This is a genomic window from Ensifer sp. NM-2 (assembly GCF_003024455.1).
Classification (GTDB): Bacteria; Pseudomonadota; Alphaproteobacteria; order Rhizobiales; family Rhizobiaceae; genus Ensifer; species Ensifer canadensis.
In genome coordinates, this window is record NZ_PVZR01000001.1 from 760,751 (window position 1) to 773,377 (window position 12,627).

The following is a 12,627-nucleotide window of genomic DNA, read 5'->3' on the forward strand; positions in this document are numbered from 1 at the left end:
GATGAATTGCGCTTACCGCATTCATCCGGTAAAACCTGCCCGAAATTTGGCGGATTTATCCGCCATGGCGCTGAGTGGCCGCGCACGTGACGGTGGCCGGCTAGAAGGAATTTCATGGAAATGACGCGAGAGTTGCGACTGTTTGCTAGCGTTGCCGCCATTATGACGAGCGGCCTGGTACTTTCCGGCTGCATCGGCGGTCCGACCTACGGCACCGACAAATCGGCTGGCGAGCAGTTGATCGACGATCTCGGAAGCGCTGTGAGCTTTACCCCGACGAAGCGTGATCCGGTCAAGTACCAGCCGCGCCCCGGCCTGGTGCTGCCGCCTACCGGCCAGCAGACCGCCCTCGTGGAGCCGCAGAAGTCGCTCGCCAGTCGCGAAGCCAATCCGGAGTGGGTCGAATCTCCGGAAGAGGCGCGCAACCGTCTGCGCGAAGAAGCCGACGCCAACAAGGACAACCCAAACTACGTCTCGCCACTCGCAAAGGCCAGCGCCAATGGCCGCCGCCTTTCGGCCAAGGAGCAGCAGCAAGCCTATCGCGACGCGCGCAAGATCGAGATGGGTGCCTACGCCGACAAGCGCCGCTTCCTGAGCGATCCGCCGCTCGAATACCGCCGCCTTCCGGAAGCTTCGGAAGCCGACCTTGGTGAGCCGGAAAAGCTCAAGGAGCGCCGCCGCAAGAAGGAAGCGCAGATCAAGAATTCCGGCAGCAAGTGGTACTGGCCCTTTTAAACCATGACGATCAGCATTCGCGACGCGCGACCGGAAGACGCGGAAACCATCCTGCGCTTCATCACAGAACTGGCCACCTACGAGAAGGCGCCCGACGAAGTCGAGGCGACGGTCGAGCAGTTGCAGGCCTCGCTCTTTGGCCCGGATGCGCTCACCCGTGCGGTGATCTGCGAGAAGGACGGAAAGCCGGCTGGCTTTGCCATGTGGTTCTACAACTACTCCACCTGGCAGGCGCGCAAGGGGCTTTATCTCGAAGACCTCTACGTAACGCCGGATTGCCGCGGCTCCGGCGCGGGCAAGATGCTGTTGAAGCATCTCGCCAAGATCGCCGTCGAGGAAGGCTGTGGTCGTTTCGAATGGAGCGTGCTCGATTGGAACGAGCCGGCAATCCGCGTTTACGAAGCCGTCGGCGCCGAACCGATGTCGGAGTGGACGCGCTACCGGCTTGCGGGTGCGGCGCTAGAGTCTTTCGCAGCCGGCTGAGAGTTCGCTCACTTAGCGTTTCCCGGCAAAAAAATCCCTGAGAATGTCAGCGGCTTCGCGCTCGGCAAGCCCGGAATAGACATCGGGCACGTGGTGGCATGTCGGCGAGCCGTAAAAGCGCACGCCGCTATCGACCGCGCCACCCTTGGGGTCTTCGGCGCCGTAGTAGAGGCGACGGATGCGGGCAAAGGAAATCGCTGCCGCGCACATGGTGCAGGGCTCCAGGGTGACATAGAGGTCGGCGCCCGTCAGCCGTTCGTCGTTGAGCACCATGGACGCTTCGCGGATCGCAACGACCTCGGCATGGGCGGTGATATCGTTGAGTTCGCGGGTTCGGTTTCCGGCGCGCGCGATGATCTCGCCGTTGAAAACGACGACGGCGCCGATCGGCACCTCGCCACGTTGGCCCGCCTTTTTGGCCTCTTCGAGGGCCGCATCCATGAAGCGTGTCGTATCAGCCATCGCTCAAACAATAATTTCTCTTAACCCACGGGCTCCGACCTGATAGGACAGCCGCAAAAGGCAGGCAACACAAATGACATCCAAAGACAAGCCCACGCGGCCTGGCGGCAAGCCCGCTGGCCGGGACAAGAAACCTCAATTCGCTGGCAAGAAGGCGGCAGCGCCTGAAGCCGGTGCCTCGCGGCCGCCCAAGGCAGGCCCGAAGCCCGCCGCCGCAAGCAGCGACGAGCCGCAGCGCATCTCCAAAATCCTGGCGCGCGCCGGCGTTGCCTCGCGCCGCGATATCGAACGCATGATCATGGAAGGTCGGGTGAAGCTCAACGGCGTCATTCTCGACACGCCTGTTGTCAACGCGACACTGGCCGACAGCATCGAAGTCGACGGAAATCCGATCCGCGGCATCGAGCGCACCCGTCTGTGGCTCTACCACAAGCCGGCCGGACTGGTGACCACCAATGCCGACCCGGAGGGCCGCCCGACGGTCTTTGACAACCTGCCGGACGAGCTGCCGCGCGTTCTATCGATCGGCCGCCTCGACATCAACACCGAAGGCCTGCTGCTTTTGACCAACGACGGCGGGCTTGCCCGCGTGCTCGAACTTCCGTCGACCGGCTGGCTGCGCCGCTATCGCGTGCGCGCCCATGGCGAAATCGACCAGGACGAACTGGACAAGCTGAAGGACGGCATTGCCGTCGACGGCGTGCTTTACGGCGGCATCGAAGCGACGCTCGACCGTGTGCAGGGTTCGAACGTCTGGATCACGATGGGTCTGCGCGAAGGCAAGAACCGTGAGATCAAGAACGTGCTCGGCGCGCTCGGGCTCGACGTCAACCGCCTTATCCGTATCTCCTACGGCCCGTTCCAGCTCGGCGAATTGCCGGAAGGCCATGTGCAGGAAATCCGTGGCCGGACGCTGCGCGACCAGCTCGGCCCGCGCCTGATCGAAGACGCCAAGGCGAACTTCGACGCGCCGCTCTACAACGATCAGTCGGCAACCCTTCCTGGCGAAGCGCCGGAAGGCGAAGCCTCCGACACCCGCAAGCCCGAGCGTGCCAACCGCTGGGAAAAGCCGGAAGACAAGCGCGAGCGCGCGCTTTCCCGTCTTGATACCCGTCGTGACGACCGCCGCGACGGTGGCCGTGGCAAGGATGGGCCGCGTGGTAAGGAAGGTCCCCGCGGCAAGGGTGGCCCCCGCGAAGAGCGCGGCGACGCCAAGTTCGAGGATCGGCCGAAGCGCACGCCGGCGCAACGCGCCCGCACGGCCAATGTGTGGATGGCGCCCGGTGCGCGTCCGCTGGCCGAGAAGAAGCCGAAGTCCGCTGAAGGCGATGCCTCGGCAACGCCGGCCCGTCGCGAGCGCCCGGATGGCGCTCCGAAGACCAAACGCTACGGCCGCACGAAGGATGGATTTGCGACGAAGTCATCCGGCAAGTTCGATCCCGACCGCAAGGGCGGTGCGCCCAGGGACTTCGACCGTCCGGCTTCCGCCGCACCGGTCAAGCGCCGGGATGAAGAGGGCGAATGGATCAGCGCCAGCGAACCCGCACGCCGCGGCAAGGATGAAGGCCGTGATGGCGGCTTCGGCCGGCGCAAGTCGGGCGATGCCGGAGACCGCAGGTCGCGCGATCACGGTGATCGTCCCCCGCGTCGCGAAGGCGGCGATCGGCCGGCCCGTTCAGAAGGAGGACCGCGCAGCTTCTCCGACAAGCCGCGGTTCCCGCGCGCTGAAGGCGACCGGCCTGCACGTCGCGAAGATGGCGACCGCCCACGTGGCGATCGGCCTGCCCGCGCCGAAGGTGGTCCGCGCAGCTATTCCGACAAGCCGAGAACCCCGCGCGCCGAGGGCGATCGTCCGCCACGCCGCGAAGGCGGTGACCGCCCGTTCGGCGATAAGCCTCGCGGTAAGTCCTTCGGTGGCAAGCCATCCGGCGGCAAATCCTTTGGTGAACGCTCGGGTGGTCCGCGTGGCGGCAAGCCCGGTGGCGGAAAACCGGCTGGCGGCGGCGGCAGGCCCGGTGGTGGCGGCCGTCCCGGTGGCGGTGGGCGCCCGGCCGGCGGCAAGCCGCGCGGCAGAGGAAACTAAGCGGTCGTGCGCATTGTCGGCGGAGAGTTCCGTGGCCGCAGTCTGGCTACGCCCAAGTCGAATGATATCCGTCCGACCACCGACCGGACGCGCGAAAGCCTGTTCAACATCCTGAGCCATTCGTATCCGGAGGCTCTCGATGGCACCCGGGTGCTGGATCTTTTTGCCGGCACCGGAGCCGTGGGCCTCGAGGCCCTGTCGCGGGGGTGCCGTCAGGCACTCTTCGTCGAACAGGGCGTCGAGGGCAGGGGTCTCCTGCAGAACAATATCGAGGCGTTCGGCCTGCAAGGTCGCGCCAAGGTCTTCCGCAGGGATGCGACCAGCCTCGGTTCCGTCGGCACGATGGAGCCGTTCCACCTGGTCTTTGCAGATCCACCCTACGCGATGGGATTGGGAGAGAAGGCGTTGGCGTCGGCGGCTCTCGGCAATTGGCTGGTTCCGAATGCCCTTGTCGTGCTGGAGGAGCGTGCCGACGTTCAGCCTGCGCCAACAGCCGTTTTCGAGCGGCTGGACGTCAGGGTGTTCGGCGATACACGCATGCATTTCTACCGCTTCCGTGGCGTCTGACGTCACACTTTTGATTCGCTTGCAAAGTTAGACTGCCGGCTGAACTGAGGTGCAGGTCGATGAAGCAGGACGTTTCCACCGCGGATATTTCGCCGGTCAGCGCGAGCGAACCGTCGGTCGCGCTGGCGCTTGGCGGCGGCGGTGCCCGCGGGCTCGCCCATATCCATGTCATCGAGGCTTTCGACGAGTTGGGCATTCGCCCTGTTGTCATCGCCGGCTCGTCGATCGGCGCCATCATGGGCGCCGGTATGGCGGCGGGCCTCAGCGGCAAGGAAATCCGGGAACACACGCTTGCGACGGTTGGCCACCGCCGCGAGGTCGTCAATCGCCTGTGGCAGTTGCGACCGGCTAGCTGGTCGGAAGCGATGACCAACGGCTTTCGTTTCGGTCAGTTCAACATCGAGCGCGTCTTGAAGGCGTTCCTGCCCGAAGCCATCCCCGCGACGTTTTCAGAACTGGATATTCCGCTCAAAGTTGTCGTTACCGACTACTATGGCCAGACCGAGCACATCTGCGCGACAGGCGACCTGCAGAAGGCGCTGGCGGCGTCCGCAGCCCTGCCTGCGGTCTTCATGCCGGTCAAGATCGACGGCCGGGTGATGATCGATGGCGGCATCTACAATCCCATCCCCTTCGATCATCTTCGCGGCCTTGCTGAGATCGTCGTCGGCGTCGATGTCGTCGGCGGCCCGGACGGTGATGGCGAGACGATCCCCAGCCGCATCGACAGCCTGTTCGGCGCCAGCCAGCTGATGATGCAGTCGATCATCGCCATGAAACTGAAGGAAGGTGCGCCGGATATCCTGCTGCGGCCGGATGTCGGCCGCTATCGGGTGATGGATTTTCTGCGCGCAAAGGAAGTCCTGGCGGCGACCGCCGGCATCAAGGATCAGTTCAAGCGGACGCTTGAGGAGCGAATGAAGGTGGCCGGCGTCTCCGGATAAGGCTGTCGGCCGGTCGCCGTTTCTGTTAGAGCGACAGAGCCGCAGAAACGCTCTATCTCCCTATTTTAACACATTGCCTGACGGAAAACCGCTTCGCCTTTTCCTGGAAATGTTCTAGGCGCTTTCCCGCTCGTCAGCCGGCAATCCCGGCAGGATGCTCTCGCCCGTTTCCGAGGAATGATCGACGTCGCGCTTGGGCTTGACCAGCGGCTCGGGACGCACGGGCTGCGAATGCAGCATGTCGCGCCCGGCGGTGATGCCCTCTGCCTCCTGCAGCACCAGGCGGGCCTCGTCGCGCTTGCGGATATCGTCCATGATGGCGAGCGCCTCTTCGTTGCCGACGCCCAGCGCCTCCAGCGTCTTTCGACCGAAGAGCAGGCCGGACTCGAAGGTTTCGCGCAGCTCGTAGTCGACGCCCTTCGCCCTCAGTTCGAGCGTATGCAGCCGGTCGTAGGATCGCGCGAAGATACGGGCGTCCGGATATTCGGCCTGAACCAGATCGACGATCCGGTCGGTCGTTTCCTTCTTTTGCGTGCAGATGGCGATGAGCTTCGCCCGCTCGATGCCGGCGGCACGCAGCACGTCGAGCCGGTTGCCGTCGCCGAAGTAGATCCGGAAGCCGAAGGTCGCCGCCTGGCGAACACGCGCGGCCGAGTGGTCGATGATCGTCACGTCGCGACCGCCGGCAAGCAGGATCTGCGCGGCGATCTGGCCGAAACGCGAAAAGCCGATCATCAGCACGTCGGCATCAGCACCTTCGAAGTCCTCCTCCATTTCGTCGGCCATCTCGTCCTGTTCGCGCATGAGGCGCGGGGCGAGCATGGAGGCGATCGGGGTCAGCGCCATCGAAAGCGTAACGATGGCGACGAGCAGCGATGCGCTGCCCGGCGAGAAGACGCCAGCGACCGCTCCAGCAGTAAACAGGACGAAGCCGAATTCGCCGCCTTGCGGCAAGAGCAAGCTGACGCGCACCGCATCGTTGTGATGCGAGGCGGCCAGGCGGCAGAGCCAGTAGAGGATGAAGCTCTTCACCAGCATCAGCAGAGGTACGGCAACAATGATCACCAGGTAATTGTCGATGATCACGTCAAGTTGCAGCGACAGGCCCACGGCCATGAAGAACAGGGCTTGCAGGATGCCGCGAAAGGGCTCGATATCGGCCTCAAGTTCATGGCGATAGGAGGATTCTGCCAGGAGCACGCCGGCAAGGAAGGCGCCCATGGCCATGGAAAGGCCGGCCATCTGCATCAGCGTTGCCGCTCCCATGACCACCAGCAGGGCGGCGGCAATCATCACGTCGCGCGCGCCGGTTCGGGCGATGATCTGGAACAGTGGGTTGAGTAGATAGCGGCCTGCGGCCACAAGGACCGCAACCGCTGTGATGGCGATGGCAAAGTCTTCGAGTGGCGGCGTCGTATCCTCCGGCGCTTGCGCCGCCAGAAGCGGGATCAGCGCAAGCAGCGGGACAATCGCCAGATCCTGCAGCAGAAGGATCGAGAAGGCGCGTTGGCCGAAGCGCGTATTGCGGTCGTTGCCCTCATCGAGAATCTGCATGGCAAAGGCCGTGGACGACAGCGCTAAGCCGAAGCCGGCGACGATGCTTCCGGCATGATCGAGCAGTCCGGTCAGGGCGATCCCGTAGGACAGGACCACACCGGTGATGAGGACTTGCGCCGTGCCGAGACCGAAGATGTCGCGCCGCAGCTGCCAAAGCCGCGACGGCTTCAGTTCCAGCCCGATGATGAAGAGCAGGAAGACGACGCCGAGTTCGGAACCGTGCAGGATCTCTTCGCCATCGGTGATGCTCTGGGCAACCGGGCCGATCAGGATCCCGGCCGCGAGATAGCCGAGGATCGTGCCAAGCCCGAGACGCTTGAACAGTGGCGCCGCGATGACTGCGCCCCCGAGCAATATCAACGCCTGGGAGTAGATGATCGGGGTCGTCGTCATGCTGATTGCTTTCGATATGGCCTCGTCCTGCCCAGGCAGGCAGAGGTTTCGGCGGGAGTGTCATTGCAGTGTATGGGGCAGTGTATGGGCGGGAATCATGCCAATGCCCTTGATGCATGCTTCAGTGCACAATAAATGGGGCAGGAATGAAAGGCCACATCATGTCAGAAACGATCGATTCCGCCTCCCTCGAAAAACGCGCCGCCGAACTGGTGGATCTTGCCCGCAAGGCAGGTGCCGACGCCGCTGACGCCGTCGTCGTTCGCGGGCGCTCCCGTTCCGTCTCGGTTCGCCTCGGCAAGGTCGAAGCAACCGAAGCATCCGAAAGCGACGACTTCTCGCTGCGCGTCTTTGTCGGCAACCGCGTCGCCAGCGTTTCGGCCAATCCCGGGTTCGACCTGAAGGTGCTCGCCGAGCGGGCCGTGGCGATGGCCAAGGCATCGCCCGAAGATCCCTTCGCTTCGCTTGCCGATCCGGACCGGCTGGCGAAATGCTACCCGGATCTCGAGCTTTTCGACGATCGCGAAGTTTCGACGGACGCCCTGACCGAGGCGGCACTCGCCGCGGAAGAGGCTGCCCTTGCGGTGTCTGGTGTCACCAACTCCAGCGGCGCAGGTGCCTCCGCCGGCATGGGCGGGCTCGTGCTCGTGACCTCGCATGGTTTCTCCGGCTCCTACATGGCGACCCGCTTCGGCCGTTCGGTGAGCGCGATTGCCGGCGAAGGCACGAAGATGGAGCGCGACTACGACTACGACAGCCGCATCTACTTCGACGAATTGCGTGCTGCCGAAGAAATCGGCCGGCTTGCGGGCGAGCGTGCCGTCGCGCGGATCAACCCCCGCCAGGTGCCGACTGCCAGGAATGTCACTGTTGTTTTCGATCCGCGCATGGCGCGCGGCTTCGTCGGGCATATCGCCGGCGCCATCAACGGCGCATCCGTCGCGCGCAAGACCAGTTTCCTGCGCGATATGATGGGCAAGCAGGTCATGAAGGCCGGCCTGTCGGTGACGGACGACCCCTTGATCGTCCGTGGCTCCTCTTCGCGTCCGTTCGACGGCGAAGGCGTCAGCGGCTCCAAGCTGACGATGGTCGAGGATGGCGTGCTGAACCATTGGTTTCTGTCGACCTCCGCGGCGCGCGAACTCGGTCTTGAGACCAACGGCCGCGGCGTGCGCGGCGGCCCGACGGTCAATCCGGCTTCCACCAACCTGGCGCTCGAACCGGGTTCGGTTTCACGCGAAGACCTGATCCGCAGTGTCGGAACCGGCTTCTACGTGACCGAGCTGATCGGCCAGGGCGTCAATATGGTGACCGGCGAATATAGCCGCGGCGCCTCAGGCTTCTGGATCGAGAACGGTGAGCTGACTTTTGCCGTGTCCGAGGTCACGATCGCGTCCAACCTCAAGCAGATGTTCATGGCGATCACGCCGGCCGACGACATCGACAGGAAGTTCGGCGTTGCCGCACCGACACTCGCCATCGAAGGCATGACGCTCGCCGGCCTCTGAGCTGCTGACGTCGATGCCATGACAAAAACGTTCGGCCGTATGCCGACGCATAAGGATTTGAATGTCAGACAAAGCACCATCGATCGCGACGTGGAAGGAGGATCTGGATCTGATCCTTTCCGCCGCGATCGCCGCCGGCGAAACGGCTTTGACTTACTTTCGGAACGAGCCCGATGTGCGCTGGAAAAACGAGGGGCGTTCGCCGGTCAGCGAGGCCGATATCGCCGCCAACGACATCCTTAGGGACCGCCTGCTGGGCGCCCGGCCGCACTACGGCTGGCTGTCGGAAGAGACGGACGACGATGAGAGCCGTCTCACCCGCGAAACGGTCTTCGTCATCGACCCGATCGACGGTACCCGCGCCTTCATCGCCGGCAAGGATCTCTGGTGCGTCAGCGTCGCTGTCGTCCACCGTGGCCTGCCGGTTGCCGGTGTGCTCTATGCGCCGGCGCTCGACGAGCTGTTTCAGGCAACCGTGGATGGTCCGGCGCTGAAGAACGGTGCGGGCATTCGCGTGCGCGACGTCCACGATGGCGAAGCGCTGCATGTGGCGGTCGCCGAAGACGTCGTCTCGGCCCTAGCACCGTCCTATCGCAACGGCATCGTGCGGGTACCGCATGTGCCTTCGCTCGCCTACAGGCTGGCAATGGTTGCGGACGGGCGGATCGACGGCACGGTGGTCAAGAAGAACTCACATGACTGGGATCTCGCCGCCGCCGACCTCATCCTCGAAAGGGCGGGCGGGGCGCTCAATACGCTTGAATCTCGGGCCCTGTCCTACAATCGCCCCAATGTCGTTCATGGGCTTCTTTGCGCGGCGTCGAAGGCGACGTTGCCGGGATTGCTTGCTGCCTCAAGGACCCTTGAGGGCCATTGACCTTTCTGGCCGAATGCCGCAAACCAACGCCCATACCCTAAAAAAAATGGAACTCCAATGGCTCACGACTCCGAGAAGAAACAACGTCTGCATTTGGTCTTTGGTGGTGAACTGACCACACTCACCGATGTTCATTTCCGTGACCTGGACAAGCTCGATATCGTCGGCATTTATCCTGACTACGAAAGCGCCCACATTGCCTGGAAGTCGAAGGCCCATATGACCGTCGACAACGCCCATATGCGTTATTTCATCGTTCACATGCATCGCCTGCTCGATCCGGAAAACGATTGATGCCGATGCCTTGGGCATGCGTGGCGCGTTCCCGCGCGCGCGCTGCGTCTGACCTTCGCCCGAGCTTTCCATTGGGCTGGGGATTGAGGCCATGAGCAGCTTTCGCGCCCGGCTGGCGCTCTCCAGCTATCGCTGGATTGGTTCGGCGATCTATCCGTTCGTGTGGTCCTATCTTGCCCTGCGCGCTGCGAAGGGCAAGGAGGACCCGGCGCGCCGCCGCGAGCGTTACGGCCATGCCAGCGTGCCGCGTCCGCAAGGTCCGCTCGTCTGGTTCCACGCTGCAAGCGTCGGAGAGACCAATGCGGTCATCCCGCTGATCAAGGAAATCCATCGCCGCGGTATCAATGTCGTGCTGACGACCGGCACGAAGACGTCGGCGCGGGTCGCGGCTGGGCGTCTGGGCGAGGCGGTCATTCACCAATACGTGCCGCTCGATTTCAAGCCGGCGGTCAATCGTTTCCTCGAATACTGGCAGCCGGATCTGGCCATCATCGCCGAATCCGAGATCTGGCCGATGACCATCCTGGAACTTGGGCGACGCCATATCCCGCAGGTTCTGGTCAACGGCCGCCTGTCCGACCGCACATTCGCCCGCTGGAAGAAACGGCCGGCGCTCGCCGATGCACTGTTTGAGAACCTCGCGCTCGTCATCGCCCAATCGGATGTCGATGCCGAGCGGTTTCGCACGCTCGGTGCTCTGCCGGTAATGGTATCGGGTAACCTGAAGGTCGATACCGACGCGCCGCCGCACGACCCGCAGGCGTTGAAGGAATATCGCCAGCAGATCGGCACGCGCAAAACCTGGGCGGCGATCTCGACCTTCGACGGCGAGGAAAATGCTGCCGGCGTCGTGCATCGTGCCCTCAAGGAGCGCACCGGTCTGTTGACCATCGTCGTGCCGCGGCACCCCGAGCGCAGCGATGCGATCGAGGCGGCGCTAACGGCCAAGGGGCTGAAAGTTGCGCGTCGCACCCGTCGCGATCCGCTGACATCAGACGTCGATATTTTCCTTGGCGACACGATCGGCGAGATGGGGCTCTATCTGCGCCTGACCGAGGTGGCCTTTGTCGGACGCTCGCTGTTTGCCGAAGGCGGGCAGAATCCGCTGGAGCCGGCAATGCTCGGCTGCGCCGTTCTTTCGGGTGGCAACGTCCAGAATTTCCGCGAGACCTACCAGATGCTCGCCAAGAACGGCAGCGCCAAGATCGTCCGCGATACCGAGATGCTGGCAAAGGGCGTCAACTACCTGCTCGCCAACGACGACATGCGTCGTTCGATGATCGATGCCGGCCTCGAAACCGTGCAAGAGATGCGCGGAGCGCTGTCGGCGACGATGAAGGGGCTCGAGCCCTATATCAATCCGCTCGTCGTCAAGGCGCGGCTCGAACCGCGCAACGACATCTGACCACACCGGGAGACGCAAGATCACCATGAGCGCACCGACAGCCATCGCCGGTATCCTGTTCGACAAGGACGGAACGCTGCTCGACTACGCCAAGAGCTGGGTGCCGGTGAACTACGAACTGGCGAAGATCGCAGCCAAGGGCGACGAGGGCCTGGCCCGCACCCTGCTCAAGGCCGGCGGCATGGATCCGGACACCGGCCATGTGTTGCCCGACAGCCTGCTTGCCGGCGGCAACACCGTCGAGATCTCGACCGGGTTCGTCACCGCCGGTGCGCCGTTTACCGTGGAAGCGTTGACGACGCTGCTTGACGGGTTGTTTGCCCGTTCTGCCGAGTACGCGGTACCGGTCACCGACCTCGGGTCGTTCTTCGCCGGTCTGCATGCCAAGGGCTATCGCCTGGGTGTCGCATCCAGCGACAACGAGCGCTCGATCCGCGAAACCGCCAGACGCTTTGGTTTCGACGGCTATCTGCATTACGTCGCCGGCTACGACAGCGGCTACGGTGTCAAGCCCGAGCCCGGCATGGTGCTCGGCTTCTGTGCCGCGACGGGGCTTGATCCGCAGCAGGTCGTGGTCGTCGGCGACAACAATCACGACATGCACATGGGCCGCAACGCCGGCGTCGGCATGACCGTCGCAGTGCTGACGGGCACCGGCTCGCGCCAATCGCTCGCCGATGCCTCTGACCATTGCCTGGCTGATATCACCGAGCTTGAAGCCGTTCTCTAGGTTTTGCCGAGCTGTATTTCCTTCGTTGCCGCTCTCACGAGTTTCAAGCATGGTCCTATGATCGCCAGAGGACCGATAAAGCCAACGCCGAGAGATAGAGCCCGAAGCCGAATGCCGCATGTGCGAGCAGGCTGCGCAGGCGGGCAATGTTGGGGCTCGGCGTTTTCGAGGCCGCGATGCCCGCGCCCATACCCGGCTGCATCAGGAAGAACGGTGCGACCACGGTCGCGAGGCCGACAATGAGTGCCGGGACAAGCGTCGGCCGCTCCGCCCAGTCAGTCCCCCAGATCAGCAACAGAAGTCCGGCGAAGACTACGCCGATCGCATAATGTGCAGTCCAGCCGATCAGCCGCTCGCTACGGACGGGTGCCGCTGCTGCGATACGCTGGTGCAGGAAGCGGCCCTGCGGAAAATGTCCGATCCAGCGGCCCACCATGCCGTAGTCCAGGGAAGGTATGCCGAGCAAACGTTTCACCGCCACCGCCCAGAGATCCATGACCGCAGTCGCACCGATCCCGATCAGGATGGCCTGCAACACCAGATCCTTTTCCATATTCGTATCCTCTCACATCATCTTCATGGCCGCTGC

The 12,627-nt window shown here is 63.7% G+C and carries 13 protein-coding genes; 10 read left to right on the forward strand and 3 right to left on the reverse strand.

What is annotated here, in order from left to right; all coding sequences use genetic code 11:
* Positions 1-114: 114 nt before the first annotated feature.
* A complete protein-coding gene (locus tag C6558_RS03715) occupies positions 115-735 on the forward strand; it encodes a hypothetical protein (protein ID WP_025426061.1) in 621 nt (206 codons plus the stop codon).
* A 3-nt stretch (positions 736-738) separates the two neighbouring features.
* Complete coding sequence (locus tag C6558_RS03720; protein ID WP_025426062.1) at positions 739-1,218, forward strand: GNAT family N-acetyltransferase; 480 nt, start codon at positions 739-741, stop codon at positions 1,216-1,218.
* A 12-nt stretch (positions 1,219-1,230) separates the two neighbouring features.
* Here the strand turns inward: C6558_RS03720 and C6558_RS03725 are convergent, their stop codons facing one another.
* Positions 1,231-1,680: a nucleoside deaminase gene (locus tag C6558_RS03725; protein ID WP_025426063.1), complete on the reverse strand. Its 450-nt coding sequence runs from the start codon at positions 1,678-1,680 to the stop codon at positions 1,231-1,233.
* 73 nt (positions 1,681-1,753) lie between these two features.
* Between C6558_RS03725 and C6558_RS03730 the strand changes: the two genes are divergently transcribed.
* From C6558_RS03730 to C6558_RS03740, 3 genes are read left to right on the forward strand one after another with little or no spacing between them, the layout of a single operon-like run.
* Entirely contained in the window at positions 1,754-3,763 is a 2,010-nt protein-coding gene (locus C6558_RS03730; protein ID WP_025426064.1) for a pseudouridine synthase, read from the forward strand.
* Positions 3,764-3,769: 6 nt separating this feature from the next.
* Positions 3,770-4,330, forward strand: coding sequence for a 16S rRNA (guanine(966)-N(2))-methyltransferase RsmD (gene rsmD / locus C6558_RS03735; RefSeq protein ID WP_025426065.1), 561 nt, complete (start codon positions 3,770-3,772; stop codon positions 4,328-4,330).
* A 59-nt stretch (positions 4,331-4,389) separates the two neighbouring features.
* Entirely contained in the window at positions 4,390-5,274 is an 885-nt protein-coding gene (locus C6558_RS03740) for a patatin-like phospholipase family protein (protein ID WP_025426066.1), read from the forward strand.
* 114 nt (positions 5,275-5,388) lie between these two features.
* Here C6558_RS03740 and C6558_RS03745 read toward each other — a convergent pair whose 3' ends face one another.
* Positions 5,389-7,224 carry a monovalent cation:proton antiporter-2 (CPA2) family protein gene (locus C6558_RS03745; protein WP_025426067.1) on the reverse strand — a complete coding sequence of 612 codons (1,836 nt, stop codon included), beginning with the start codon at positions 7,222-7,224 and terminating at the stop codon, positions 5,389-5,391.
* A gap of 161 nt (positions 7,225-7,385) precedes the next feature.
* Between C6558_RS03745 and C6558_RS03750 the strand changes: the two genes are divergently transcribed.
* From C6558_RS03750 to C6558_RS03770, 5 genes are all read left to right on the forward strand, one after another.
* Positions 7,386-8,732, forward strand: a complete 1,347-nt coding sequence (locus C6558_RS03750; RefSeq protein WP_025426068.1) for a TldD/PmbA family protein — start codon at positions 7,386-7,388, stop codon at positions 8,730-8,732.
* Between the two features lie 61 nt (positions 8,733-8,793).
* On the forward strand, positions 8,794-9,609 hold the full coding sequence (locus C6558_RS03755; RefSeq protein WP_025426069.1) for a 3'(2'),5'-bisphosphate nucleotidase CysQ: 816 nt from the start codon (positions 8,794-8,796) through the stop codon (positions 9,607-9,609).
* A 57-nt stretch (positions 9,610-9,666) separates the two neighbouring features.
* Positions 9,667-9,903 carry a DUF4170 domain-containing protein gene (locus C6558_RS03760; RefSeq protein WP_025426070.1) on the forward strand — a complete coding sequence of 79 codons (237 nt, stop codon included), beginning with the start codon at positions 9,667-9,669 and terminating at the stop codon, positions 9,901-9,903.
* A gap of 91 nt (positions 9,904-9,994) precedes the next feature.
* On the forward strand, positions 9,995-11,308 hold the full coding sequence (gene waaA, locus C6558_RS03765; protein ID WP_025426071.1) for a lipid IV(A) 3-deoxy-D-manno-octulosonic acid transferase: 1,314 nt from the start codon (positions 9,995-9,997) through the stop codon (positions 11,306-11,308).
* A gap of 25 nt (positions 11,309-11,333) precedes the next feature.
* Positions 11,334-12,038 carry an HAD family hydrolase gene (locus tag C6558_RS03770; RefSeq protein ID WP_107026863.1) on the forward strand — a complete coding sequence of 235 codons (705 nt, stop codon included), beginning with the start codon at positions 11,334-11,336 and terminating at the stop codon, positions 12,036-12,038.
* A gap of 55 nt (positions 12,039-12,093) precedes the next feature.
* Here the strand turns inward: C6558_RS03770 and C6558_RS03775 are convergent, their stop codons facing one another.
* Positions 12,094-12,591 carry a DUF2938 domain-containing protein gene (locus C6558_RS03775; protein WP_025426073.1) on the reverse strand — a complete coding sequence of 166 codons (498 nt, stop codon included), beginning with the start codon at positions 12,589-12,591 and terminating at the stop codon, positions 12,094-12,096.
* Positions 12,592-12,627: the final 36 nt, after the last annotated feature.

What these genes read in the sequence shown, in the direction of transcription:
- C6558_RS03715 (WP_025426061.1), top strand. Translation starts at nt 115, where the DNA reads ATGGAAATGACGCGAGAGTTGCGACTGTTTGCTAGCGTTGCCGCCATT.
- C6558_RS03720 (WP_025426062.1), top strand. Translation starts at nt 739, where the DNA reads ATGACGATCAGCATTCGCGACGCGCGACCGGAAGACGCGGAAACCATC.
- C6558_RS03725 (WP_025426063.1), bottom strand. Translation starts at nt 1,680, where the DNA reads ATGGCTGATACGACACGCTTCATGGATGCGGCCCTCGAAGAGGCCAAA.
- C6558_RS03730 (WP_025426064.1), top strand. Translation starts at nt 1,754, where the DNA reads ATGACATCCAAAGACAAGCCCACGCGGCCTGGCGGCAAGCCCGCTGGC.
- C6558_RS03740 (WP_025426066.1), top strand. Translation starts at nt 4,390, where the DNA reads ATGAAGCAGGACGTTTCCACCGCGGATATTTCGCCGGTCAGCGCGAGC.
- C6558_RS03745 (WP_025426067.1), bottom strand. Translation starts at nt 7,224, where the DNA reads ATGACGACGACCCCGATCATCTACTCCCAGGCGTTGATATTGCTCGGG.
- C6558_RS03750 (WP_025426068.1), top strand. Translation starts at nt 7,386, where the DNA reads ATGTCAGAAACGATCGATTCCGCCTCCCTCGAAAAACGCGCCGCCGAA.
- C6558_RS03755 (WP_025426069.1), top strand. Translation starts at nt 8,794, where the DNA reads ATGTCAGACAAAGCACCATCGATCGCGACGTGGAAGGAGGATCTGGAT.
- C6558_RS03760 (WP_025426070.1), top strand. Translation starts at nt 9,667, where the DNA reads ATGGCTCACGACTCCGAGAAGAAACAACGTCTGCATTTGGTCTTTGGT.
- waaA (WP_025426071.1), top strand. Translation starts at nt 9,995, where the DNA reads ATGAGCAGCTTTCGCGCCCGGCTGGCGCTCTCCAGCTATCGCTGGATT.
- C6558_RS03770 (WP_107026863.1), top strand. Translation starts at nt 11,334, where the DNA reads ATGAGCGCACCGACAGCCATCGCCGGTATCCTGTTCGACAAGGACGGA.
- C6558_RS03775 (WP_025426073.1), bottom strand. Translation starts at nt 12,591, where the DNA reads ATGGAAAAGGATCTGGTGTTGCAGGCCATCCTGATCGGGATCGGTGCG.